Here is a 25,364-nt window from a genome sequence, read left to right as displayed (position 1 = left end):
CGAATGACGAACGCCATTCCCAAGGCCGTGCTCATCGGCATGCCCGGAGCCGGCAAGACCCGCATCGGCCAGGACGTCGCCTCGGTGCTGAACGTGGAATTCAAGGATTCCGACGTCGAGATCGAGGCGCGTGAACAGACGAAGATTCCCCGAATCTTCGAAGAGCGCGGCGAGCAGGAGTTCCGTGCCATCGAAAGCGACGTGATCCTCGGATTCATGCATGGATTCGACGGCGTCCTGTCGCTCGGCGGTGGCGCCCCCATGACCGACAGCGTCTGCGACGCCCTTGAACGGTATGTCGAGGAGGGCGGCGTCGTCGCCTATCTCGACGCCGACCCGAACGAGGCCATCGCCCGCGCCTCCCGCTCCGGCAACAGGCCGCTTCTTGCCGACGGCGCCGCCAAGAAGTGGCGCAGGCTCTACGCGGAACGCAGGCCCGTGTTCGAACATCTGGCGAATCTCATCGTGCATACGAAAGGAAAGACTCCTATGCAGGCAGCACAGAACATCGCCGACACCGCCAATGAACGCGTCGTCCACGTCGACGGCGCCGAACCGTACGACGTGCGCATCGGATCCCATGTGGTCAACCACCTCGCCGAGGTCCTCGGCGACAAGCCGGTGAAGATCGCGATGATTCACACCACACCGGTGCAGCGTCATTCCGACCGCGTGCGCACGCTGCTGCGCCGCGCCGGATACGACGTGTCCGACATCACCATCCCCGACGCCGAGGCCGGCAAGACCATCGAGGTCGCCAACGGCATCTGGAAACGTCTCGGCGAGGAGGGCTTCACCCGATCCGACGCCGTCGTGGGGCTCGGCGGCGGCGCCGCGACCGACCTTGCCGGCTTCGTGGCCGCCACGTGGATGCGCGGCATCCGCTACGTGAACTGCCCCACGTCGCTGCTCGCCATGGTCGACGCCTCCACCGGCGGCAAGACCGGCATCAACACCGAGGCCGGCAAGAATCTCGTCGGCAGCTTCTACACGCCGGCCGGCGTGCTCGCCGACCTGACCACGCTGGGCAGTCTGCCGAACGACATCTTCGTCGAAGGCCTGGGCGAGGTCGCCAAGTCCGGCTTCATCATGGACACGGAGATCCTGCGCATCCTCGAGGACAACGCCGAGGCACTGCGCACCTTCGACCCGGCGAACATCACCCCGGAACTCGAGTCCGTCATCGCCGAACTCATCGAACGCACCGTGCGCGTCAAGGCGCATCACGTCTCCTCGGACCTCAAGGAGAAGGGGCTGCGCGAGTTCCTCAACTACGGCCACACCATGGGCCACGCCATCGAAAAGCTGGAGCACTTCCGCTGGCGTCACGGCAACGCCGTCGCCGTCGGCATGGTGTACGCCGCCGAACTGGCGAACATCCTCGGCTACATCGACCGCGACCTCGTCGACTACCATCGTTCGCTGCTCTCCTCGCTCGGCCTGCCGACCAGCTGGAACGACGGCGGCTTCGACGACGTGCTCGCCCTCATGCACAAGGACAAGAAGGCCCGCGGCAAGATGCTGCGCTTCGTCGTGCTCGACCGCGCCGGTCATGTCGTCCACCTCGACAACCCGCCGGCCGATGCCGTCGAGGAAGCCTTCCGCCGCATTCAGAAGTAAGGAGTGATCATGACCAAAGTCATCGTCGTCAACGGACCGAATCTCGGACGTCTCGGCGTGCGCGAACCCGACGTATACGGCCATCAGGACCTCGAGACCCTGCGCCGTGACTGCACCGCATGGGGCAAGGAGCTCGGCCTTGAGGTCGAGGTGCGACAGACCGACGACGAGGCCGAGATCATCGGCTGGATGCATCGCGCCGTCGACGAGCAGACGCCCGTCGTCATGAACCCGGCCGCGTTCACGCACTACAGCTACGGCCTATCCGACGCCGCGCACATGGTCACCGACGCCGGACTGCCGCTCATGGAGGTGCACATCTCCAACCCGGCCTCGCGAGACGCCTTCCGCCGTTACAGCGTCATCTCGCCCGTGGCCACCGGCACCATCACCGGCATGGGCTTCTACGGCTACAGGCTCGCCCTCGAATCCGTCGCCCACCTGCTGAACGACTGACGTCTCGTTCCATGGCCCCGCCTTACCGGTGGGGCCGCATTGTTTTCGCAAAGGACCGTATAATGCCGCTTACCGCTTCGGAACATCGTCTCGTGGACTCGGCCGCGTCATGGTTCGACGCCAATCGTGAGCGATTCGTCAAAGAACTGTGCGATCTTATCCGATACCCGTCGGTCGCCGCCGAATCCGATCCGTCGCCCAAGCCGGGGGAGCCATACGGCCATGAGGTGCGCCGCGTGTTCGACCATATGATCGACAAGGCCGCGTGTGACGGATTCCACGCACGCGACTATGACGGACATGTGCTCGAGGTCGCCTATCCGCAGGATGACGTCGAAACCGACGACGACATCGCGTTCGTAGGTCATCTCGACGTCGTCCCCGCCGGCCCCGGCTGGACGCACGACGCGTTCGAGCCGCGCGTCGTCGGCGACGGTGACATCGTCATCGGCCGCGGGGCATTGGACGACAAGGGCGTTTCGCTGGTGAACTACAATCTGCTGCGGTTCTTCAACGAGCGGGGGCATTGCTTCCGTCATCGTGTCCGTATGCTGTTCGGCGGTTCCGAGGAGCCCGCGTTGAACGACATCAAATGGTTCGTGCGCAACGTCGGCGCACCGCATCAGGCCATCGTCACCGACGGTCCGTTCCCTGTGAACAACATCCAGAAGGGCCTGCTCGACGTCGACGTGGCGTTGCCCGTCAGCGAACGGCTGCGCGGATGGCACGCGGGGTCCTCGGCCAACACCATCCCCGCCGTTGCCTCCATCGACCTTTCGGGCATGGACGTCGACGAGGTTCGTCAGGCGCTCGAACACTGTGACCTGGACGACGATACGCGTCGTCGCATCACGATAACGCCGTCCGACGATGCCGATGGCGTTGACAATGGGGGAGTGACGGTCACCGCCCACGGCATCTCCGGCCACGCGTCCAAGCCCGACGGCACCATCAACGCCATCGCATTGCTCACGTCCGTTCTGGCCAAGTCCGGCCTGCTCGACGGCCGCGACGCCGCTGCGGCAGAGGCCATCGCCGCATGGGCCGGCGACCCCTATGGCGGCACACTCGGTTTCGCGTTCGACAACACGGAAAGCGGTCCGACGACCAGCAATCTCGGCATCGTCATGCCCGGTCCCGAATTCGGAACGGACACCGAAGGTCGTGCCGTACCGTCTGACGCGATCGTCATGCATCTCGACATCCGTTACGCCGTCGGCCAGACGGACGAGGACATCCTCGCCGCGATTCGGCGGCATGTGAAGCCGCTCGACGGACGACTGGTCAACGTGTTGAACGATGATCCGTACTATGTGCCCGACGGCGATTCGCGCGTCGAACTCCTGACCGGCGCATACAACGACGTCATCAATGGCATGGCGCCGGACACGCCGCAGGCCCGGCCCGTCGCCATGGGCGGCGGCACCCATGCCCGGTTCATCCCCGACGCATTGAACTTCGGTCCGGAATTCCATGCCGAATACGTTCCCTCGGTCGACGGCATCGTCATGGATCCGCCGGACTGCATCGCCCCCGGTACCGGCTCCGCCCACGGCATCGACGAATGGGTGTCCATCCGCAACCTCAGGGCCGCGTTCGTCATGTATGCACTCGGCCTGGTCCGTCTTGACCAGTATTTGGATGGCAGGGACTAAGGCCAGCCAAACTCGCTACCATCGGGCATGGTTCCGTATTTCCAGCGAAACATAGGCCATAACGCGGCTCGAATGAATCAGGTAAGTACTTCCCCTCAATCGCGTATCATCGTATGCACGGTATCGTCAGGACAATCAGCATTAACGGGGGTATGTATGTCGGACTACATCCAGTTCGTGGACAACAGAAAGCAGTCCTTAGGTGACATTCTGCGGCAGATTGCAGCAAGCGGCAAATATCAGGACTTGTCCATCGTCACCGGGTATTGGGACATGGCCGGTACAACGAAACTCATAGACCTGATAAAAGACTATCGTTCCGTCCGAATACTTATCGGAGCCGAGCCTTACTCGAACCGCAGATTGAATCTCACCAACATATACAAAGATTTTCCTGATGCCGACATCGCTGCCGATCTGAAGAATCTAGAGAACCTTCCCGAAGACCAGATCGCCCTCTACCGACGTACAGCGCACATTCTCGCGATGATGATACGAGAACACCGGCTGGAGGTGCGCATCTGCCGTCGTCCATTTATCCATGCAAAAGAATACGTATTCGGATCCTATGACACCAGTGGAGCAATCGGCATCATCGGATCCTCGAATTTCACGGGACGGGGCCTGTCTGACATTGCAACGGGAGGCAATGCCGAACTCAACTATCTGGAAGACAATGAACCAATCGTTCTTTACCAACCCCACAACGAACAACAGCAATACGGTCACCTTTCATGGTTCGACGCCATGTGGAATCTGCCCGAGGTTCAGCCCTGGACAGGAGATTTTCAAGAGATTCTCAGCAACTCACCTGTGGGCAACCGTACCTATGGGCCATATGACGTATACATCAAGGCGCTCACGTGTCTATTCCCTGACGAACTGGCCCCATCGTTGGACGACGAACACAGCAACGACGATGTGCTCTACACATATCAGAAACGAAACGCCGGACTTTTGATAAGCAAGCTGCATAAGAATGGCACGGCGATACTGGCGGACTCCGTCGGCTTGGGAAAAACCGTGACCGCAGGCGCCGTCATCCGCCACTACCACGACAACGGCAAACGAAACATCGTCATCCTCCCGCCAGCCAAACTCAAGGGACAATGGCGGCGGGACCTCAAAGAATTCTTTAACCTCAACGACAACGACTACAGCCTCATATCCCAGCAGGATATCCCGGCTATACAGCAAATCACAGAACTCTATAAAAGGTCGTACCCGGCCGATCTCATCGTCATCGACGAAGCTCACAACCTCCGCAACGAACGGTCGGAACGATTCAAAACTGTGCTCAACCTTGTCTCCAGCAACCCCGATGCCAAGGTATTGCTCCTTACCGCCACTCCAATCAACAATGGATTCAAGGACCTCGTCAGCCAGTTGGAGCTTGGGCTCGGCGGACGTCTTCAATCCGGAATCATGGTGACATACCAAAACCCCACCGACAGTACCCCGACACGAACTCAGGACTTCTTCGATTTCCTTAAAGAACTCGACACCCGACGAAAAACCGCCGAACGCAAAGGCGCTCATTTCGACTGGGAGGATTACCGTCAGCCGTTGTCACAAGGCATCAGCCATTTCGTCGTTCGCTCCACGCGACAAGGCGTCCAAGAGGAAGCAGCACTGCAAGGGTCAGGAGACGAGGTCGGATTCCCCGGCAATGTTTTCCATACCATTGATTACGCATTCCCGCAAACGGCCGACGAACAAGTCAGGGCCGCTCTTTCCAAGCATGCAGACATGTTCGAAGGGTTGAATCCCTTTGCTGTGGATGAAGACGCGCTCGCGGACAAGACCCAGAGGATTCTCCACCCGATTGACATCGTGAACCGGGACCCCGATAAGTACATCGGGGAGAAAACTTCGGAAAACTCCTTGGTCAGGGATGTCGTTTCCTTGGTCTCCCTGATGGGCTTTCCGGCGTATCGATCGGTGCTATACCGGCGGGAGTACCGTACCATGTCGGTGGAAAGGCTCGGTTTGGCCGATGTCTCCGAGGATGTTCTTACGGAGCTGCGCTCGGCAATGACCATCCACAACATTCTGCAGACCATTTGGATGAAACGACTTGAATCCTCCCTTTCGGCGTTCGTTGAATCGGTGAAGCGGTATCGGAAACGTCTGAAGAGGTTTGACTCGTGGCTGGACCGTGGATACGTCGTGGAGACGACCTCGCTATCCATACTTGATGATGACGACGAAGAGCAGTCGACGATTCCGTTCTGGGATGATCCTGAACGGGATACCGATAACGATCTTGACGCATTGGGCGTCGCCTACGATAAGGCCGATGGCGGCGCATTTGATATAGCCGGTCTGCGGAAGGATATTCAGCGCGATTACGTGATTGCCGATGTTCTTATCGAAGGACTGACCGCCTGCATCACTGGGGACATGGACGCCAAGATCGATGCCTTTGCCTCGCAGTTCACGCAAACCCTGCATGATGGACGATTTGGTGGGAAAGTGCTGATATTCAGTGCCTACGCGGACACCATCGACTATTTGCGCAGGCGGCTGCCAGAAATACTCGAGTACAGTATCCCCGATTTTCGAAGAAAATCGGCATTTCTTACCGCGCAGGCGTCCGATTTGGAAGGGGTCGTCGGACGTTTTTCTCCGCATTCGAAGAAACACGTACTTGACAAGGATGAGCGGGAACTTGATTATCTGTTCACCACCGATGTGCTTTCGGAAGGACAGAATCTGCAGGATGCGGCAATTCTCATCAACTACGATCTGCATTGGAACCCTGTACGCATGGTACAGCGCAACGGCCGTATCAACCGTCTTGGTTCGAAATTCAAGCAGGTGCTTATCGGCAACATGGCTCCGACTGATGATCTCGAGTACTATCTGGGGCTGCTTTCTCGCCTCCAGGGGAAAATAGACACCATCAAGAACTCCATCGGCACTGATCAGGGCATCCTCACCTCCTCGGACGAGAATCCCATCGAATACATACAGGATCTGTATAGTGGTGACGACGAGAAAATCCAGAACGTGATGGACAGCGTGGACTCCGATAACGATTTGCTCTCTTGGCGTGACAGGCATGTCTACGCACTGAGGGAATTTCTCGGGAGAGCATCGGAGAACGAGAAAAGTCGTGTTGTTTCCATGCCCAGTGGAAAATGGAACTTCCTGCCAGCCTCCGCAGGTATGCCCCACACGGTGCTGACCTTGTGCGAGCAGAAAAACGGTGTCGGCAATGGACGGAATTATCGGTTCGTACGCGTCGATACCACTGGCAAACAGCCCACGGCGGCTCTGACCAACGAGCAGGCGCTGGATCTTCTGCAGACCACGCCGGATGACAATGCGCGAAGAGTCGATAACGTCGATATCGACCGTAAATCAATAGAGAGCCAGGTTCTGGTTATGGCTGGCGCCCGAAAACAGGGGAAGCCCGTCGGCCGCTTCCGGCCAAAGTCCGCTGATGCTCTGTATCTGGGACTGCTGCAGAAACAGCTGGGAAGCAAGTCTCTGCTGGCTGACCTTGGCAAGGTCCAGGGGCTGGTTCAGGCGCGTCAACAATATGACAAGCTCATGAAACGGCTGAAAAACGAGGCGAAGCACGTCGCCAAACCGGATGACCTTATCATCAGCGATAGGCTGCTGAAGGACTGGCGTGTGCTGCTGGATAGCGATATTCAGGAGAAAACCTCATCGCAGGGCCGGTGGCGTTGCGTGTTCAGCAGCATGTCGGCCACGTTCTGACAATCGGTCCGGGTATACAATCCATATGATGCCCATGGGAAGGAACGATATGGCCATGATCTCATTCACCGGTCTGCAGCAGGCGCTTGATGATTATCGGGATTGCGTCGACACCTGCGCTGAAAACGACGCCAAACGAAAGTACGCTGCGGCGTCGGTGGCCTTGCGGATCATGGCCATTCTCCAAGGAGAGGTCAATACCGAGCCGGACGTCAAACAGGCGTTGAATAATTTCGCGGAAGTGGATTGGGATAGTTTCCGGCACGAGGAATGGTTCGTCACCCATCCGGGATTTGAGATGCCTATGGTCTGTGAACTGGCCGATGGGGAGATGCTCGACGCTATGTTCATAGGGCTCAAGGGCTCTGCCACCAAAGCTCGCATCAGCGCCTGCGGCACGTTGGCGGATCATTGGGAGGATGGTCTCGGCTTGGCGTCCAATATCTATGAGTTCGCTCCCGTGGGATTGTATTTCTTCGCGCCCTCCAATTCCGCGTCGATTATCATCGCGGTTTCCCGGTCGCAATCTCATAGTTTGCGTACGATGGAGCTGCGTGGACGACTGTCGAATACGCAGAAACGCATCCTTAATGGTCTGTACGGGCTGCTGTCCGACACGGGTTCCGGTAGTCATGGAGATTCCGAACTGGACAAGGAGAAAATTCATACCGCCTTGTGGGAGGCATTCAACGTCTCCGGAGTCAACAAGCGGTTCTACGCGGGCATAGTCACGCGATTCAACGAATTGGTGCAGGCTCTTGTCTCATCCGGCCATGATGAGGGTGGGGCCAAGATGTTCGCTAGTCGTCTGATCGGCCGTATTTTGTTCGTCTGGTTTCTAGACCAGAAGGGATTCCTCAACCCTCGTGAACGTTATCTGGAAATAGGCTCGTTGGAATCCAGCGAATATTACGAGCGTAAGTTGAAGCGTTTGTTCTTCGGCACGCTGAACACCCCGAAGGATAAGCGGACCAAAGACGGTGATATTGTTACGCCGTTCCTTAACGGCGGTCTGTTCGAGGAACAGGCCACGGATTTCCCGGGGGAGGGGCTATCCTTCCCGGATGGTTTCTTTAATGGCCTTTATGACCATTTCAATCAGTTTGATTTCACGACCGACGAATCCACGTCGGACTATGAACAGGTGGCCATTGACCCGGAAATGCTTGGCCGTATTTTCGAATCGTTGCTTGCCGAGCAGATGGATGATACCGGCAAGACCGCACGTAAGGAGAAGGGCGCGTTCTATACTCCGCGCGAGATTGTGTCCTATATGTGTCGGGAATCGCTAAGACAGTATCTGTACCGTGCGCTTGGTCATGAGGACGTCGTGCGCGGGGGAGTGGATCGTCTGCTGGATACGCCGGAGAACGAATGGGAGACGGCCTCCGATGCCAAGGGTTCTCTTTGGAATGCGAATACTGGGATGGTGCTTCCCCGGGCGGTCAAGGCGTTGAACGATGTTCGTGTATTGGATCCCGCCTGCGGTTCCGGGGCGTTTCCCATGGGCATGCTGCAGCTGCTGATGCGCTGCCGTACCCGTCTTTTGGGGAAGCGCGCGGTCTCCGACACCTACCAGCAGAAGTTGAATATTCTGCAGAACAACATCTTCGGTGTGGATATCGAGCCTATGGCCGTGGAGATAGCGCGTCTTCGTGTATGGCTGTCCATGATTGTGGAGCGTGAGAACATCGCGCAGGTGGAGCCGTTGCCCAACCTCGACTTCAAGTTCGTGTGTGCCGATTCGCTGATCCCCCTTGCCAAGGATGTCGTTGACGGCGCTGAGCAGTCGCATGGGCGTACCATCGGCGACGTGGACCTTGCGGGCGGATATCTCGGCCAGGGAGCCTTCGACCTGACTGACGAGAAAGACGGTCTGAATCGGCTCAAGGAGATTCGCGCCCAGTACTTTACCACCACCGACCCTGAGGCGAAGGGACGGCTAATGGAGGAGTTCGAGCGCACGACGCAGCGGATCGGCGGCGACGACATGTCAACGGACCGAGCCGTGCAGATTGCCAGCTTCCATCCGCATGCGTCCATCAGCTCCGAATCGGGGCATGCCCCGTTCTTCGACCCCGAGCTCATGTTCGGTGTCGACGCTTTCGACGTGGTCATCGGCAATCCTCCCTATGTACAGTTGCAGAAGATGTCCAACAAAGCGGTGTATGCCGCATTGGGCTATCGGTCGTATAACAAGACCGGCGACCTGTACGAATTGTTCTACGAGCGCGGTGCTCAGCTGCTGTCCGAGCATGGTGTGCTCGACTACATCACTTCCAACAAGTGGATGCGCAACCGATACGGTAAGGAACTGCGCGAATATCTGGCCGGCAAAACTGAAGTGATTTCCCTGATCGATCTGGGTGCCGGACGATTCAGCAGTGCCACCGTGGACACTAACATCATGCTGTTTGGGTGTGGCAGGACCGAAACGGTACCGTCCGCGGTCCGATATGAGGATACGTCTCTTGACGGCATCGCCGAATATGTCAAGGCCAATGCCACGACCATACCGTTCAGCTTCAGTGATAGGGGAAGTGAAACGAGAGGCTCTGGCCCTTGGGTCATCCTTACTGATGTGGAACGGTCCATCAAGGGCAAGATGGAAGAGGCCGGTACTCCGCTCGGAGAGATGGATGTACGTATTAATTATGGTGTGAAGACCGGCTTGAACGACGCCTTCATCATCACCAAGGAAAAGCGTGACGAACTGATTGCCTCCGACCCGAAAAGTGCCGAAATCATTCGCCCCGTCCTCCGCGGTCGTGACATCAAACGCTACTCCTACGAATTCGCCGACCTGTACGTGTTGACATTGTTCCCCTCACTCGAGAAAAACATTGACGACTACACGGCAGTCAAGGATTGGCTCATCAATGGCGATTGGGTTTCGATGGGACGCACCCACAGCCCAATTGGTTCTGGCAAGCTCCGTCTCGAGCAGACAGGGGCGAGGCATACCTTCGAAGGCGTGACTTTTAAAGCGCGAAAGGCCACAAGTAACCGGTGGTTTGAAACCCAAGATGCGATTTCATATTACGGCGATTTCGCGCAACCGAAAATCGTATGGGGCGAAATATCCGACCGAGCAAAGTTTACCTTGGACGGCACAGGAAAATACGCCCCGGAAGCAACTGCATTCCTTATGACAGGACAAAAATTGAAGATGATTCTCGGCTTCCTGAACTCATCATTATCAGAATATTATTTCTCCACATTGGGTACAACGACGGGCATGGGAACGGTCCGATGGAAGAAGTACACCATCGAGCAATTGCCAATTACCCGAATGTCGGGCAATGACATACGTGATTTCGACGAACTCGTTGATTCCCGGATTCATGCCGAACATCCTGTAGCAGCAAGCATTGATAAGGAGATCAATGAATACATTGGCGAACTTCTTGGCCTAACCGTTGACGAGCTTCGATTTATAGAATGTTTCCGTTCTTCACGATGAGGCCTTACACCAAGCGAGCCTCTTCTGAAGACAGACCATAGCAGTCTATGACTAAATCGTCGATTTCATGTTCCTCGTCTTCCGATGACAGTCCGCGTAGGCGATTTTTCTGCGCGGTCTCGGCGAGCCGACTTATGCGCTCGCGAACAGAATCATCGACATTCTTCGGCATGGGAATCTGCTCTACGAAGATGGGTTTGTATTCCATGTACCCACCGCTGCGGGTAACTCCGAGTTGATGCACATACCAATCCGCCGTTGAAGAGTTCAATACGCCGAGGATAAACCAATCGTCAGTCGCAATAAAAGGAGAGGGCGCACTGATGATTGCATCGTCCTTCACTATTGCATATTGGGCTCGCAGGCACAAGTTGCCCCATACGATTTTCGGTTGCGCGAAATCGCCCCTTAGTCTGCGACACTATCCGTATGATTTACGGATACATCAGAGTAAGCAGTGACAAGCAGACCGTGGAGAATCAACGGTTCGAGATTCGCCGATTCGCCAAGGTGCAGGGGTTTTCCATAGACCAGTGGATATCGGAAACCATCAGCGGGACTAAAGCTGTGGACAAACGCAAGCTCGGTATACTGCTCCAAGACGTTTCTGAGGGGGACCTCATCATCTGTTCTGAGCTGTCTCGGCTGGGGCGCAGCTTGTTCATGATTATGGACGTGCTGAGCTTGTGTATGAGCAAGGGCGTACGTATCTGGACCATCAAAGATAACTACCGGCTGGGCGACGACATCCAGAGCAAGGTGCTGGCGTTTGCGTTCGGCTTGTCCGCGGAGATTGAACGCAATCTCATCAGCCAGCGCACCAGGGAAGCGCTGGCGCGGAAAAGAGCCGAAGGCGTCGTATTAGGCCGTCCGGTCGGCAGTCGACCGACGAAGGTCAAGCTGACTGGTCATGAGGATGAGATTCGTGTCATGCTTTCCGAGGGGCGTACCAAAGCTTATATTGCCAGAAGATACGGTGTCCATCGTGCAACGGTTGGACGATTTATCAATTCGAGAATGGGCGAGGACTGCTGACCTAGTTTTAAGTCAATGAGTGAATTAACAACGGTTTTTGTCCTGTTACCTAGGGTGTCGGAGATTCCGACATGCTGAAGACAAGGAAGCAGGATGAAGAACCTTACGAAAATCATCGGTCTTATGGCCGCGTGCGTTATGATCGCCCCACTGTCCGGATGCGGAATCATGGATGGGGCGCAAAGTTCCGCCCGTGAAATCATGGACGCCGTCGTATCGGGGGACGTGGGCGGGGTCGTATCCCGTAGCACCGGAGACGTGAACGAAAGCAATCTGCCGCTGTTCAATGGGAAGATGGAGGAACCCATCGCCGATGTCAAGGTCGGTCAGTCGCAGAAGAATGCAGACGACACGCGCACCGTATCGGTCTCCTACACCGTGGCTGGCAAACAGCAAACGACCAATCTGAACATGGAGAAGAACCCTTCGGGCAAGGGGTGGGTCGCAATCAATCCCGACCTGTTCAGGCCCATGTTCTTTAATGATGATTCGTTGACCGTTGGCGGCAAGAACGGGGACAAAGGCTATCTGATGGTTCCCGGAGTATACCGTGTCGCCGCCAAGGGAGACTGGTATAAGGGGTCTTGGAAGCTTCCCGTCACGGCCAATCAAGACCCCATGAAACCGGTGGAAATCGAAATCAATGACGACAATGTGAAAGACATCGAGATCACCGACGCCATCAAAACGAACACGAAGGTCCAGCAGTCCCTGGTGGACAACATCGCCAACCTGCCCATGTGCGACAAGCTTCAGGAGCTTTACCTCAACGGTCAGGATCTCTCGTTCGTCGTGGGTGACAGCATCTCCCATGCGTGCGTATACCAGGTGTCCGAAGCCACGCCAACCATCACGAAATACGAGAAGAACAGTGACGGCACCGTTGCCCTTACCTATGACGTGAGCATCACTGGTACCATGCCTGAATTCAAGAAAGAGTCGGGGACACTTCCGAAAAGCGATGACGAATGGACGTGCCAGACCGTGTCCGGCCCCGACAATCCTGTGCAGTGCGCGCGATTCGTGGAACAGACGAAGACGGTGAAGAACCTGAAATCGTACTGCAGCCTTGACTCGAGTTGTCACTTCGCCACCGATCAACAGGATGCCGCCGAATCAGCGATTGCCGACGTCATCTACGCCGGTCATGGCACCGACTGACGCTCACCCGCCTTGACCAGTATTTGGATGGCAGGGACTAAGGCCAGCCAAACTCGCTACCATCGGGCATGGTGATCGCCCGTCGATGCTCGTCGGCGGGCGTATGAGAGGGAACGAAAGGACCATTGCCATGCCTTCGAAGCTCATCGTCAAAACAGCCGCAGCCCTTGCCATAGTCGCCGCGACCCTGTCATTCACCGCCTGTGGCACATCGGACGCCGGCGACGCCAATGCGAGCGGAAGCGGCGACCACGCGCTCAGCGGCAAACCCACCGACGGCTATGATGTCAGCGGCGTCAAGAAGGACGACGCCATCGCCGCACTGCTTCCCGAATCGGTGACCAAGGACGGCAAGTTCGTCGTCGGCATGGACACATCGTACGCGCCGGCCGAATTCATCAGCACCGACGGCAAGACCCCCATCGGCTACGAGGTCGACATGGCCAAGGCATTGGGCAACATCTTCGGCCTGAAGACCGAACCCACCACCGCCGTGTTCGACTCCATCATCCCCTCCGTCGGCTCCAAGTACGACGTCGGCATCTCCTCGTTCATCCCCAGCCCCGAACGCGTGAAGTCCGTGGACTTCGTGACCTACCAGACCGTCGGCACCGCATTCGTGGTGAAGAAGGGCAATCCCGACAAGGTCGACCCCGACAACCTGTGCGGCATGAAGATCGCCGTGCAGACCGGCAGCACGCAGGAGGAGGACGTCAACAAGTCATCCGACCAATGCAAGGCCGCCGGCAAGGCCCCGGTCGACATCCTCTCGTTCAAGCAGCAGACCGACGTGACCACGTCGGTGATGACCGGCAAGGCGCAGGCGTTCTACACCGGCACCGACGCCAACGGCTACGCCATCAAGCAGTCCGACGGCGAACTCGAACAGCTCGAACCCGTGCGCGACACCGTCAAGGTCGGCGCCGCCGTCAAGAAGGGCGACGCCAAGACCCGCGAGGCCATGCAGAAGGCCCTGCAGAAGCTCATGGACGACGGCACCTTCCAGAAGATCATGGACTACTGGGGCGTCGGCTCCACCGCCGACAAGCAGGCCAAAACCATCACCGAGTAAGCCACACGCCGTTTGTCCGTCATGCGCTCGTTTGGAATGCCTCGCTCCTTCCCGACATCCCAAGCGAGCGTTTTTCTTTCGCCATGCTGGGTAGCTGCACTTTTCCGTTGTGGCGAACGATCGCCCCTCCTGTCGTTCCGGACGAGTGCGTTCCCCCTGTCATTCTGAGCGAGCGAAGCGAGTCGAAGAATCTTCACGTTCTCACCACTCCCAGAAGATTCTTCGACTTCGGGCTGCGCCCTTCGCTCGGGATGGCAGAGATGGAGGTGGAACACGCGCCGCCGGCGCGGTCATATGCGGATGATAAAGTGAAATTCCATGGTTAGAAGAAAACATGGCATCGCGCAAGAGCACATCACCAAGCACATTTTCGTCACCGGCGGAGTTGTGTCCTCGCTCGGCAAGGGACTCACGGCTTCGTCCCTCGGCCGTCTTCTTCGCAGCCGTGGCATCCACGTCCTGCAGCAGAAGCTCGATCCCTACATCAACGTCGATCCGGGCACGATGAACCCGTTCCAGCACGGCGAGGTCTATGTGACCGAGGACGGTGCCGAGACGGACCTCGACATCGGCCACTACGAGCGCTTCCTCGACGTGTTCCTCAGCCAGAAGGCCAACGTCACCACCGGTCAGGTGTATCAGGAGGTGCTGCGCAAGGAGCGTGCCGGCGAATACCTCGGCCAGTGCGTGCAGGTCATCCCGCACATCACCAACGAGATCAAGTCCCGCATGCGCGCCCAGGCGTCCGATGACGTCGACGTGATCATCACCGAGATCGGCGGCACCGTCGGCGACATCGAATCCCAGCCGTTCCTCGAGGCCGCCCGCGAGGTGCGTCGCGACATCGGCTCCGACAACTGCATGTTCGTGCACGTCTCCCTCGTGCCGTACATCGCCGCCGCCCACGAGCTCAAGACCAAGCCCACCCAGCACTCCGTCATGATGCTGCGCCAGCTCGGCATCGCCCCCGACGCACTCGTGCTGCGTTCCGACCGTCCGCTCAACCAGTCCATCAAGGACAAGATCTCCCTGATGTGCGACGTGGACGAGGAGGGCGTGGTCAACTGCGTGGACGCCCCGAGCATCTACGACGTGCCGAAGACCCTGTTCAACGAGGGTCTCGACGCCTATGTGGTCCGCGAGCTCGGTCTGCCGTTCCACGATGTCAACTGGGCCGAATGGTCCGACCTGCTCGACCGCGTGCACCATCCGAAGCACGAGGTCAACGTCGCCATCGTCGGCAAGTACATCGACCTGCCCGACGCCTACCTGTCCGTCACCGAGGCCATCAAGGCCGGCGGCTTCGCCAACTGGGCGAAGGTCAACGTCAAGTGGATCGCCGCCGACGAGTGCGAAACCGAGGAAGGCGCCGCCAAGGCCCTGGCCGACGTCGATGGCATCGTCATCCCCGGCGGATTCGGCATCCGCGGCATCGACGGCAAGATCGGCGCGCTCAAGTACGCCCGCGAGCACAAGCTGCCCGCCCTCGGTCTGTGCCTCGGTCTGCAGTCCATGGTCATCGAATACGCCCGTCACGTCCTCGGTCTCGAGGACGCCAACTCCTCCGAGTTCGAGCCCAACTGCGAGAACCCGGTCATCGCCACCATGGAGGAGCAGAAGGACATCGTCGCCGGCAAGGGCGACATGGGCCACACCATGCGACTGGGCAGCTACCCGGCCGAGCTCGAGGAGGGCTCGCTCGTCGCCCAGCTGTACGGCACCACGCATGTCACCGAGCGTCATCGCCACCGTTACGAGGTGAACGTGGCCTACAAGGACCGTCTGCGCGAGGCCGGCCTGCGCATTTCCGGACAAAGCCCCGACGGTGAGCTCACCGAGTTCGTCGAGCTGCCGCAGGACGTGCATCCGTTCTATGTGGCCACGCAGGCCCACCCGGAGTTCAAGAGCCGTCCCACCAAGCCGCACCCGCTGTTCGCCGGACTGGTCAAGGCCGCCCTCGACCATCAGGCCGGTCGCTGAGACGACTGATCGGGTCGATGTCGGATAGCCGCCGGGCACTCGACAAGGCCGTGCGAAAACACGCCGAACGCGAAGCTCGGCGGGTTTTCGCCTATGTGCGGAACCATATATAACGCATCGGGAACGATGTAATCTTTCTCACGTTCATTGATGGATAATATTCGGAATGGCGACTAGCGTTGTTCGTGGCATTCTGTTAGCTTTGCTACGGATAACAGCACTTTCGTCAAGAGTTCGGCTCCGTATGGCCGAACGAATGGAGGCAGCTCAAGGTGACGGATGAGAAGACGCCGCAGGAGACCCCGAAGGGGGCCGCGGCGGCCGACGTGGAAATGAGCCAGTACGTGGCCGACCGTTCCCGCGTCAACGAAGACAAAATCAAACAGGACGACGAGATCATCTCGCAGTTCGGCGAATACAGCTACGGATGGCATGACTCCGACGCCGCCGGCGAGGCCGCGAAGCGAGGCATCGATGAGAACGTCGTGCGAGCCATCTCCGCCGACAAGAACGAGCCCGAGTGGATGCTCGACATGCGACTGCGCGGATTCAAGGCATTCCTCGAGAAGCCCATGCCCGACTGGGGCGTGGACCTCTCCGGTTTCAACGCCGACGACTTCAAGTACTATGTGAAGCCCATCGACAAGCAGGCCAAGACCTGGGACGAACTGCCCGACGACATCCGCAACACGTATGACCGCCTCGGCATCCCCGAGGCCGAGAAGAACCGTCTGGTCTCCGGCGTCGCCGCTCAGTACGAGTCCGAGGTCATTTACAACTCCATCCAGGAGGACCTCAAGAAGCAGGGCGTCATCTTCGTCGACACCGACACCGCCGTCCGTGAATACCCCGACCTGGTGCGTAAGTACTTCGGCACCGTGGTCTCTCCGGAGGACAACAAGTTCGGCGCGCTCAACACCGCCGCATGGTCCGGCGGCTCCTTCGTCTACGTGCCGAAGGGCGTGCACGTGGAGATTCCGCTGCAGGCCTACTTCCGCATCAACACGCCGGCCATGGGTCAGTTCGAACGCACGCTGATCATCGCCGACGAAGGCTCCTACGTGCACTATGTGGAAGGCTGCACCGCCCCCATCTGGTCCGAGGACTCGTTGCACGCCGCCATCGTGGAGATCGTGGTGGAGAAGCACGCCCGCGTGCGCTACACCACCGTGCAGAACTGGTCGAACAACGTGTACAACCTCGTCACCCAGCGCGCCTATGTGCGCGAAGGCGGCACCATGGAATGGGTCGACGGCAACATCGGCTCCAAGGCCACCATGAAGTATCCGGCCTGCATCCTCGCCGAACCGTACGCCAAGGCCAGCACCATGTCGCTCGGCTTCGCCGGCAAGGGCCAGTATCAGGACACCGGCGCCAAGATGATTCATCTGGCGCCGCACACCTCGTCCACCATCGTGGCGAAGTCCATCTCCCGCGGCGGCGGCCGATCCGCCTACCGCGGTCTGGTGAAGATCGTCAAGGGCGCTGAGGGCTCCTCCAACTCCACCGTGTGCGACGCCCTGCTGGTCGACAACTACAGCCGTTCCGACACCTATCCGCACGTGGACGTGCGCGAGGACGACGTCTCCATGGCCCACGAGGCCACCGTCTCGAAGGTCTCCGAGGACCAGCTCTTCTACCTGATGAGCCGTGGCCTGTCCGAGGAGGAGGCCATGGGCATGATCGTACGAGGATTCGTGGAGCCGATCAGCCGCGAGCTGCCGATGGAATACGCGCTCGAGCTGAACCGACTCGTTGAACTGCAGATGGAAGGATCGGTTGGCTGATATGACCGAGGCAACGAACATCGAAACCACAGGCAAGGACACCGCGGCCGAGGTCGCGGCCGAGCTCAACATCCCCGTGGCCGACCTCAACGACCCGTACGCCGTGCCGGCCCTCATGCCGTCCAGCGCCGACAAGGCGCCACGCTCCTTCGACGCCGACGACTTCGCCATGCCCACGCGCAAGCAGGACGACTGGCGCTATACGCCCATCGAGCGCATCGAGGAGTTCTTCGACGTGTTCAAGCCGAGCGGTGAGACCACCATCGAAGTCGGTGCCATCGACGGCTCTGACCTCGCGGCCGACAATGTGAAGGTCTACCAGGCCAAACTTGACGAGGCGCCTTCCGGCACGGTCTCCAAGCCGACTGACCGGGCCGCCGCCGTCGAATGGCAGTCCGGCACCACCGCGACCGTGGTGGAGCTCACCGGCGAACTGAAGTCCCCGGTGCTCGTGAAGGTCAAGGGAGCGGGACTCGACCTCGACGCGTTCCATCTCGTCATCAAGGCCGGCGACAAGGCCCACGGCGACGTGATCGTCGAACACGAGGGCAAGGCCCGTCTCGCCGAAGGCGTGGAGATCGTCACCGGCACCGACTCCCACATCTCCACCACGTTCGTGCAGGAATGGGACCCGGAATCCAAGCACGTGGGCAACCACCGCATCCACGTGGGCAAGGGCGCGTCCCTGCGCCATTCCGTCGTCACGCTCGGCGGCGACGTGGTGCGCCTGCGCATGGACCAGGACTTCGGCGGCGAACAGGGCGAGCTCAACATGCTCGGCATCTACTTCGTCGACCCTGGCCAGCACATCGAGAACCGCACGATGGTGGTGCACAACCACCCCGAATGCAAGTCGCGCGTGGTCTACAAGGGCGCGCTCGACGGCAAGGGAGCGCACTCCACGTGGGTGGGCAACGCACTCATCCAGCCCACCGCCCCCGGCACCGACTCCTACGAGCTCAACCGCAACCTCGTGCTCACCCCGGGCGCCATCGCCGATTCCGAGCCGAACCTCGAAATCGAGAACGGCAACATCATCGGCGCCGGCCACGCCAGCTCCGTCGGCCGTTTCGACGACGAGGAACTGTTCTACCTGCAGTCCCGCGGCATCCCCGAAACCGAGGCCCGCAAGCTCGTGGTCCGCGGCTTCTTCGCCGAACTGATCGAGGAGATCGGCATCCCGTCCATCTCCGAACACCTCATGAGCGTCATCGACCGTCGACTCGCCCGCGGCGAAAGCGCGGCCATGGCCGAGGTCCTTGAGGAAAAGTAACGACGAGACGGCAACGTCGACAAATACGACAGATTTTTTAGGAGAACACCATGTCAACATTGGAAATCAAGGACCTGTACGCCTCGGTGGAGACCAAGGACGGACGCAAGCAGATCCTCAAGGGCGTCAACCTCACCGTCAACTCCGGCGAGACCCACGCCATCATGGGCCCCAACGGCTCCGGCAAGTCCACGCTCGCCTACACGCTGGCCGGACACCCCAAGTACGAGGTCGACTCCGGCCAGGTGCTGCTCGACGGCGAGGACATCCTCAAGATGACCCCGGACGAGCGCGCCAAGGCCGGTCTGTTCCTCGCAATGCAGTACCCGGTCGAGGTCCCCGGCGTCTCCATGACCAACTTCCTGCGCACCGCCAAGACCGAGGTCGACGGCAAGGCCCCCGCCATCCGCACCTGGGCCAAGGAGCTCGGCGAAGCCATGAAGCGTCTTCGCATGGACCCGAAGTTCGCCTCCCGCTCCGTGAACGAGGGCTTCTCCGGCGGCGAGAAGAAGCGTGCCGAAGTGCTGCAGCTCGAACTGCTCAAGCCCAAGTTCGCCATCCTCGACGAAACCGACTCCGGCCTCGACGTCGACGCGCTGCGCATCGTCTCCGAAGGCGTGAACCGTGCCAAGGAAGCCAACGACTTCGGCATCCTCATGGTCACGCACTACACGCGCATCCTCAAGTACATCAAGCCCGACATCGTGCACGTGTTCGCCGATGGCCACTTCGTCAAGACCGGCGGCCCCGAACTGGCCGACGAGCTGGAGGAGAACGGCTACGACCAGTACCTGCCGGAAGGCGCCGACTCCGAAAGCGCCCTGGCGTAAGGGGTAAGGTACCTGCTTGATCGCTGTCGGGGTTGCCACGTTCGACACACTCAAGGCCGTTCGGCCGGGGAGGCTTTGCCTCCCCAAGCTTACGGTCGAACATGGCAACCCCGACAGCTCACGCGTCACAGCTACAGGTCTTACTGAAGCGTGAAAAGCTGTGAAGACCGAAGCGTAAGGATTTTTATATAAGGGGGAATAATGGTGGATTTTGAGGCGATTCGGGCGCAGTTCCCGATTCTCGACCAGAAGATTCACGGACATCCGCTCGTGTATCTGGATTCCGCGGCCACCTCGCAGAAGCCGCAGTGCGTCATCGACGCGGAATCCGAGTTCTACCGGACCATCAACGCCGGTGTGCATCGCGGCGCCCACGAGCTCGCCGCACTGAGCACCGAGGCGTTCGAACAGGCCCGTGCCAAGGTCGCCGCGCTCGTCGGAGCCAACTCGGCCGAAGGCGAGGAGGAGATCGTCGTCACCGGCGGCGCCACCGCGGGACTTAATCTGCTCGCCACCGCCATCGGCAATGCATCGCTCGGACGCGGGGGAGAGGCCGCCAGGCGCTTCGCCGTCAAGCCCGGCGATGAGATCGTCGTCTCCGAGGCGGAACACCATTCCGTGCTGTTGCCGTTCCAGGAGCTCGCGGCCCGTACCGGCGCCACATTCAAGTGGCTGGGACTCACCGAGGATGGTCGTGTGCGCACCGACGATCTCGACGAGGTCATCACCGAGCGCACCAAGGTCGTTGCCATCACCCATGTGGGCAACACCACCGGCGCCATCACGAACATCGCCCCGATCATCAGGCGCGCACACGAGGTCGGAGCCGTCTTCATCCTCGACGCATGCCAGTCGGTGCCCCATCTCAAGGTGGACTTCCACGCCCTCGACGTGGACTTCGCCGCATGGAGCGCCCACAAGATGTACGGTCCCACCGGCGTCGGCTTCCTCTATGGCAAGCGCGAACTGCTCGAAGCGCTGCCTCCGGCCAACTTCGGCGGATCCATGGTCGAGCTCGCCTGGATGGACAAGCCCGCCCAGTACATGGAGCCGCCGGCCAGGTTCGAGGCCGGCACCCAGCCGGTCGCGCAGGTCGTCGCCGCGGGTGTCGCCGCCGAATGGCTGATGAACATCGGCATGGAGAACCTCGAGGACCACGAGAAGGCCATTGCGGCCGAGCTGCTCAAGCTCGGCGACATCGACGGCATCCGTATCCTCGGACCGCGTGAGAACGTGGACCGCATCGGCACCGTGGCCTTCGACGTCAAGGGCGTGCACCCGCACGACGTCGGCCAGTTCATCGACGCGCAGGGCATCGCCATCCGCGTCGGCCACCATTGCGCCCAGCCGGTGCACCGCCACTTCGGCCTGTTCGCCTCGAACCGCGCCTCCAGCGGCATCTACAACTCCGTGGACGACGCCAAGGCGCTCATCGAAGCGGTGTCCAAGGTAAGGGCGTTCTTCCGCGCCGAGTAGAGGCGATATCGTCTATGTCGCATCGACGGCCCGTCATGCCGATATGCCCACGGCATGAGGGGCCGTCAACGTCATAGCACATCGCTAGGTTAGAGGGCATGGCAGATTACGGAATGAGTTCCGAGGAACTCGAACAGATGTACCAGGAAGTCATCCTGGAGGCTTCGAAGGATCCTCACGGCAAGGTCCATTTCGACTCCGGAGAGTCGGGAAACACCATCGGTGTCGACAGTCTGAGCGCGGGGGAGAGCACGCTGCAGGCCAGCCACGAATACTGTGTGCCGGCGCAGTCCCACCAGTTCAATCCCACCTGCGGCGATGAGGTCACCGTGCGCGTCGAGATCTCCGACGGCTCCGATGGCAGGCCGCAGCATATCGAGAAGCTGATCTGGGATGGCCAGGGTTGTTCCATCTCCCAGGCGAGCCTGTCCATCATGGTCGACCTCGTCGACGGCAAGACCGTGGACGAGGCCATGGAGCTGTTCCACACGTTCCACAAGCTCATGGAATCGCGAGGCAATGGTCTGAACGACGAGCAGCTTGAGGAGACGCTCGGCGACGCCGTGGTGTTCCAAGGCGTTTCGCGCTATCCGATGCGCATCAAGTGTGCTTTACTGGGATGGGAAGGGCTCAAGGACTCCATGGCGCAGGCCCTCGCCCACATGTCCGGCGTCGTCGCCGGCAGGGAATCGTAGAACACGTACACAACCAATATCGATAAGGAGGCGTAATTGGCAGACGACAACCTTGTGCCCGAGCCGCAGGATTCGGTCTATCAGTCCGTGCAGCGTGCCTTGGGCGATGAAGAAGCCGCCAAGAAAGTCATGATGAACCCCAATCTCGCAGGCTCCGTCGGCAAGACCGACGAGACGGCCGACACCTGCGGCTGTGGCAACGACCACGGCGCATGCGGATGCTCGGATTCCGGCAACGACGAGCCGGACATTCCGCTGAAGGCCATCGACGACATCGGCCGGGCCACCGCGCGCGACGTGCAGGAGGCCCTGCACCAGGTCATCGACCCGGAACTCGGCATTGACGTCGTCGACCTCGGCCTGGTCTACGGCATCGAGATCGACGAGCTTGGCCGCGCCATCATCACGATGACGCTCACCACGCCCGCATGCCCGCTCACCGACCTCATCGAGGACGAAACGGCCAGCGTGCTCGCCGGACTGGTCGAGGAGTTCCGCATCGACTGGACGTGGACCCCGCCGTGGAGCATCGAAAAGATCACCCCCGAAGGGCAGGCCCAGCTCGCCGCCCTTGGATTCAACTTCGACAACCTGCCCACTTACGGCGCCTAGGATTCGACCGAGCTTCTGCGTGATGCGGACGCTCGGTTTTTCTATCGGTCTTTCCTATGGACCGGCCGTTCCGCGCCCCGCCAAAAAAGGCCTCCACCGCGTTCGCGGTGGAGGCCTTCAGGTTTTATCGGGCGGAAGCGTCAGTCGGTGACGATGGTGCCCTTCGGAACCACGGTGATACCCTCCGGAGTCACCGTGAAGCCGCGCTCGAGATCGCGTTCGGTGTCGATGCCGACGGTCGCATTCTCCGTAAGCACGACGTTCTTGTCGAGAATCGCCTTGTACACGCGCGCACGACGGTTGATGACGACATTGTTGAACAGCACCGAATCCACGATCTGCGACCACGAATGGATGCGCACGTTCGGCGAGATGACCGAATGATGCACCTCGCCGCCGGAGACGATGACGCCGGGGGAGACGATGGAGTCGGTGGCGTGTCCCAGACGGTCACGGCCCGCATGCACGAACTTCGCCGGCGGCAGCGAGCCGGAGTAGGTGTAGATCGGCCATTCGGTGTTGTACAGGTTGAACTCCGGCACATAGGCGATCAGATCCATGTGGGCGTCATAGAACTGCTTGATCGTACCCACATCACGCCAGTAGGCGTGGTCCTTCTCGGTGGAGCCGGGAATCTCGTTGGTGGTGAAGTCGTAGACGCCGGCCTCGCCGCGAGAGGCGAAGTACGGTGCGATGTCGCCGCCCATGTCGTGCTTCGTGTCCTTGGCCTTCTCGTCCTTGCGCAGGGCCTCGAACAGAGCGTCGGTGTTGGCGACGTAGTTGCCCATGGAGGCCAGCATCATCGACGGGTCGTCGGGAAGACCCTGCGTGGTGGCGGGCTTCTCCTCGAAGTGCGTGATGACGCCGGGATGGTTCGGATCGGTGTTGATGACGCCGAACTGGTTGGACTGGCTGATCGGCTGACGGATGCCGGCCACGGTGAACTCGGCTCCGGAATCGATGTGCGACTGCACCATCTGCTGGAAGTCCATGCGATAGACGTGATCGGCGCCGACGATCACGACGATATCGGGCTTGACGTCCTCGATGATGTTGATGGTCTGGTAGATGGCGTCGGCCGAACCGAGATACCAGTGCTTGCCGAGACGCTGCTGTGCCGGGACGGGGGAGACGTAGTTGCCGAGCAGCGAGGAGAAGCGCCACACCTGCGAGATGTGACGGTCCAGGGAATGCGACTTGTACTGCGTCAGCACGATGATGTGCTGGAAATCGGAATTGACCAGATTGCTCAACGGGAAGTCGATGAGACGGAACACGCCTCCGAACGGTACCGCCGGCTTCGCCCTATCGCGGGTGAGCGGCATCAGACGCGTGCCTTCGCCGCCGGCCAGAACGATTGAGAGCACTTTCGGGCTTCTCTTCATAGGTATCCCCTGCCTTCTACTCGTCGGTGAGTGAAACAATACCTCTATATTGTCACACAAACCCGGTTTTCGTAAACAAGGCAGGGGCGTTGCGCGGTTTTTTATCAATCGTTTGCCGAACCGTAGCCCGCACGACATCTCATCACGTGGACGGGCCGACGGATCGGAGGCCGCGGTCAGGGTCGGCGGCGTCGGGTCGCCCAGAAGGTCACAGCGCTTGAGGCCGCTACGTTCAGGCTGTCCACTCCGTTGCTCATCGGGATTTTCACGGTCAAATCCGCCTGCGCTATGGTATGACGGCTCAGGCCGTCGCCCTCGGTGCCGAAAATCATCGCGAGTTTTTCGATGTGCCCTGGCGTGTCGGGCGTGTTGTTCAGTCTCTCCACCAGGTCGTCAAGACCGATGGAGTCGTCGCTCAACGCCAGGGCGGCGGTCGTGAGCCCGCAGGCGCGCAGCTCCTCCATGCCCTTCCACGGCCAGTAATGCCGGTCGTCGCCGCCGATGCGGGTCCACGGCACCTGGAACACGGTTCCCATGGAGACCCTCGCCGCACGGCGGTACAACGGGTCGCCGCATGAAGGCGTGACGAGCACGGCGTCCACATCCAGTGCGGCGGCGGACCGCATCAGCTCTCCGATGTTGGTGGGGTCGACGATGTTCTCCATGACGGCCACGCGTGAGGCGTCGCGGCAGATGTCTTCGACCGAGGGGAGCGTCCATCGGCGCATCGTGGCCAGTGCGCCGCGGTGCAGTCGGTATCCGGTGATTTTCTTGAGCTCCTCGGGCGTGGCGATGTAGACGGGGACGTCCTTGCCCCAGCGCTCGTCGACGAACGCGAATTCCTCCGACATTCCATCGAGCCATGGCTCCTCCACAAGGAACGACACCGGTTCCACATTCGCCGCGAGGGCCCTGTCGATGACCTTGGGGGATTCCGCGATGAACATGCCCATCGACGGTTCCAGCCTGTTGCGCAGCTGTGGTTCGGTGAGATGGGTGAACGATTTGAGTCTCTCGTCCTCGATGGATTCGATGTGTTCCAGTCGCATGGGATGTCCGGCCTATAGGAATTTTTGTGGTGTTTATAACCGGGGTTTGTCCTTGCGGGAGTAGGCGTGTTGTGGTGTTATTTTCC

17 protein-coding genes and 1 pseudogene are annotated in these 25,364 nt (G+C 59.8%); 15 read left to right on the top strand and 3 right to left on the bottom strand.

The genetic code is table 11. The features are described from left to right. Nucleotides 1-3 precede the first annotated feature (3 nt). From GFD18_RS01300 to GFD18_RS01280, 5 genes are all read left to right on the top strand, one after another. Nucleotides 4-1,620 carry a bifunctional shikimate kinase/3-dehydroquinate synthase gene (locus GFD18_RS01300; protein ID WP_163199784.1) on the top strand — a complete coding sequence of 539 codons (1,617 nt, stop codon included), beginning with the start codon at nucleotides 4-6 and terminating at the stop codon, nucleotides 1,618-1,620. A gap of 9 nt (nucleotides 1,621-1,629) precedes the next feature. Further along, entirely contained in the window at nucleotides 1,630-2,076 is a 447-nt protein-coding gene (locus GFD18_RS01295; RefSeq protein ID WP_163199785.1) for a type II 3-dehydroquinate dehydratase, read from the top strand. 62 nt (nucleotides 2,077-2,138) lie between these two features. Next, nucleotides 2,139-3,731: a Sapep family Mn(2+)-dependent dipeptidase gene (locus GFD18_RS01290; protein WP_163199786.1), complete on the top strand. Its 1,593-nt coding sequence runs from the start codon at nucleotides 2,139-2,141 to the stop codon at nucleotides 3,729-3,731. Nucleotides 3,732-3,887: 156 nt separating this feature from the next. After that, a complete protein-coding gene (locus GFD18_RS01285) occupies nucleotides 3,888-7,460 on the top strand; it encodes an SNF2-related protein (protein WP_163199787.1) in 3,573 nt (1,190 codons plus the stop codon). 49 nt (nucleotides 7,461-7,509) lie between these two features. Next, nucleotides 7,510-10,923 (top strand): Eco57I restriction-modification methylase domain-containing protein, encoded by a 3,414-nt coding sequence (locus tag GFD18_RS01280; protein WP_163199788.1) that lies wholly within the window; start codon nucleotides 7,510-7,512, stop codon nucleotides 10,921-10,923. Between the two features lie 4 nt (nucleotides 10,924-10,927). On the opposite strand, the pseudogene GFD18_RS01275 reads toward GFD18_RS01280, so the two are convergent. Further along, nucleotides 10,928-11,311 (bottom strand): annotated as a pseudogene (locus GFD18_RS01275) (hypothetical protein); the annotation flags it as partial. 41 nt (nucleotides 11,312-11,352) lie between these two features. Here GFD18_RS01275 and GFD18_RS01270 point away from each other — a divergent pair. The 10 genes from GFD18_RS01270 (at nucleotide 11,353) to GFD18_RS01225 (ending at nucleotide 22,844) form a co-directional block, all read left to right on the top strand. Next, on the top strand, nucleotides 11,353-11,958 hold the full coding sequence (locus GFD18_RS01270) for a master DNA invertase Mpi family serine-type recombinase (RefSeq protein ID WP_163199790.1): 606 nt from the start codon (nucleotides 11,353-11,355) through the stop codon (nucleotides 11,956-11,958). Nucleotides 11,959-12,051: 93 nt separating this feature from the next. Next, entirely contained in the window at nucleotides 12,052-13,119 is a 1,068-nt protein-coding gene (locus GFD18_RS01265) for a hypothetical protein (RefSeq protein WP_163199791.1), read from the top strand. 130 nt (nucleotides 13,120-13,249) lie between these two features. After that, a complete protein-coding gene (locus GFD18_RS01260) occupies nucleotides 13,250-14,191 on the top strand; it encodes an ABC transporter substrate-binding protein (RefSeq protein ID WP_163199792.1) in 942 nt (313 codons plus the stop codon). Nucleotides 14,192-14,509: 318 nt separating this feature from the next. Beyond that, entirely contained in the window at nucleotides 14,510-16,171 is a 1,662-nt protein-coding gene (locus tag GFD18_RS01255; protein WP_163199793.1) for a CTP synthase, read from the top strand. 332 nt (nucleotides 16,172-16,503) lie between these two features. Beyond that, the gene (gene sufB / locus GFD18_RS01250; RefSeq protein ID WP_163199836.1) at nucleotides 16,504-17,958 is read left to right on the top strand and encodes a Fe-S cluster assembly protein SufB; all 1,455 of its coding nucleotides are present in this window, start codon (nucleotides 16,504-16,506) and stop codon (nucleotides 17,956-17,958) included. Nucleotide 17,959: 1 nt separating this feature from the next. Continuing rightward, complete coding sequence (sufD, locus tag GFD18_RS01245) at nucleotides 17,960-19,231, top strand: Fe-S cluster assembly protein SufD (protein WP_163199794.1); 1,272 nt, start codon at nucleotides 17,960-17,962, stop codon at nucleotides 19,229-19,231. 50 nt (nucleotides 19,232-19,281) lie between these two features. Continuing rightward, complete coding sequence (gene sufC / locus GFD18_RS01240) at nucleotides 19,282-20,061, top strand: Fe-S cluster assembly ATPase SufC (protein WP_163199795.1); 780 nt, start codon at nucleotides 19,282-19,284, stop codon at nucleotides 20,059-20,061. A 201-nt stretch (nucleotides 20,062-20,262) separates the two neighbouring features. Further along, nucleotides 20,263-21,537 (top strand): cysteine desulfurase, encoded by a 1,275-nt coding sequence (locus tag GFD18_RS01235; protein WP_163199796.1) that lies wholly within the window; start codon nucleotides 20,263-20,265, stop codon nucleotides 21,535-21,537. Nucleotides 21,538-21,635: 98 nt separating this feature from the next. Then, nucleotides 21,636-22,232: a Fe-S cluster assembly sulfur transfer protein SufU gene (gene sufU / locus GFD18_RS01230; protein ID WP_163199797.1), complete on the top strand. Its 597-nt coding sequence runs from the start codon at nucleotides 21,636-21,638 to the stop codon at nucleotides 22,230-22,232. Between the two features lie 36 nt (nucleotides 22,233-22,268). Further along, nucleotides 22,269-22,844 carry a metal-sulfur cluster assembly factor gene (locus tag GFD18_RS01225; RefSeq protein WP_163199798.1) on the top strand — a complete coding sequence of 192 codons (576 nt, stop codon included), beginning with the start codon at nucleotides 22,269-22,271 and terminating at the stop codon, nucleotides 22,842-22,844. A gap of 140 nt (nucleotides 22,845-22,984) precedes the next feature. On the opposite strand, the gene glgC is transcribed toward GFD18_RS01225, so the two are convergent. Next, complete coding sequence (glgC, locus tag GFD18_RS01220) at nucleotides 22,985-24,229, bottom strand: glucose-1-phosphate adenylyltransferase (protein WP_163199799.1); 1,245 nt, start codon at nucleotides 24,227-24,229, stop codon at nucleotides 22,985-22,987. Nucleotides 24,230-24,405: 176 nt separating this feature from the next. Beyond that, nucleotides 24,406-25,278 (bottom strand): TrmH family RNA methyltransferase, encoded by an 873-nt coding sequence (locus GFD18_RS01215; protein ID WP_163199800.1) that lies wholly within the window; start codon nucleotides 25,276-25,278, stop codon nucleotides 24,406-24,408. Nucleotides 25,279-25,364: the final 86 nt, after the last annotated feature.

It is taken from the genome of Bifidobacterium saimiriisciurei (assembly GCF_010667655.1).
Classification (GTDB): domain Bacteria; phylum Actinomycetota; class Actinomycetes; order Actinomycetales; family Bifidobacteriaceae; genus Galliscardovia; species Galliscardovia saimiriisciurei.
Note: the sequence above shows the minus strand (reverse complement) of the source record. Positions and strands in the feature narration are given on the sequence as shown.

What these genes read in the sequence shown, in the direction of transcription:
- GFD18_RS01300 (WP_163199784.1), top strand. Translation starts at nt 4, where the DNA reads ATGACGAACGCCATTCCCAAGGCCGTGCTCATCGGCATGCCCGGAGCC.
- GFD18_RS01295 (WP_163199785.1), top strand. Translation starts at nt 1,630, where the DNA reads ATGACCAAAGTCATCGTCGTCAACGGACCGAATCTCGGACGTCTCGGC.
- GFD18_RS01290 (WP_163199786.1), top strand. Translation starts at nt 2,139, where the DNA reads ATGCCGCTTACCGCTTCGGAACATCGTCTCGTGGACTCGGCCGCGTCA.
- GFD18_RS01285 (WP_163199787.1), top strand. Translation starts at nt 3,888, where the DNA reads ATGTCGGACTACATCCAGTTCGTGGACAACAGAAAGCAGTCCTTAGGT.
- GFD18_RS01280 (WP_163199788.1), top strand. Translation starts at nt 7,510, where the DNA reads ATGGCCATGATCTCATTCACCGGTCTGCAGCAGGCGCTTGATGATTAT.
- GFD18_RS01270 (WP_163199790.1), top strand. Translation starts at nt 11,353, where the DNA reads ATGATTTACGGATACATCAGAGTAAGCAGTGACAAGCAGACCGTGGAG.
- GFD18_RS01265 (WP_163199791.1), top strand. Translation starts at nt 12,052, where the DNA reads ATGAAGAACCTTACGAAAATCATCGGTCTTATGGCCGCGTGCGTTATG.
- GFD18_RS01260 (WP_163199792.1), top strand. Translation starts at nt 13,250, where the DNA reads ATGCCTTCGAAGCTCATCGTCAAAACAGCCGCAGCCCTTGCCATAGTC.
- GFD18_RS01255 (WP_163199793.1), top strand. Translation starts at nt 14,510, where the DNA reads ATGGTTAGAAGAAAACATGGCATCGCGCAAGAGCACATCACCAAGCAC.
- sufB (WP_163199836.1), top strand. Translation starts at nt 16,504, where the DNA reads ATGAGCCAGTACGTGGCCGACCGTTCCCGCGTCAACGAAGACAAAATC.
- sufD (WP_163199794.1), top strand. Translation starts at nt 17,960, where the DNA reads ATGACCGAGGCAACGAACATCGAAACCACAGGCAAGGACACCGCGGCC.
- sufC (WP_163199795.1), top strand. Translation starts at nt 19,282, where the DNA reads ATGTCAACATTGGAAATCAAGGACCTGTACGCCTCGGTGGAGACCAAG.
- GFD18_RS01235 (WP_163199796.1), top strand. Translation starts at nt 20,263, where the DNA reads ATGGTGGATTTTGAGGCGATTCGGGCGCAGTTCCCGATTCTCGACCAG.
- sufU (WP_163199797.1), top strand. Translation starts at nt 21,636, where the DNA reads ATGGCAGATTACGGAATGAGTTCCGAGGAACTCGAACAGATGTACCAG.
- glgC (WP_163199799.1), bottom strand. Translation starts at nt 24,229, where the DNA reads ATGAAGAGAAGCCCGAAAGTGCTCTCAATCGTTCTGGCCGGCGGCGAA.
- GFD18_RS01215 (WP_163199800.1), bottom strand. Translation starts at nt 25,278, where the DNA reads ATGCGACTGGAACACATCGAATCCATCGAGGACGAGAGACTCAAATCG.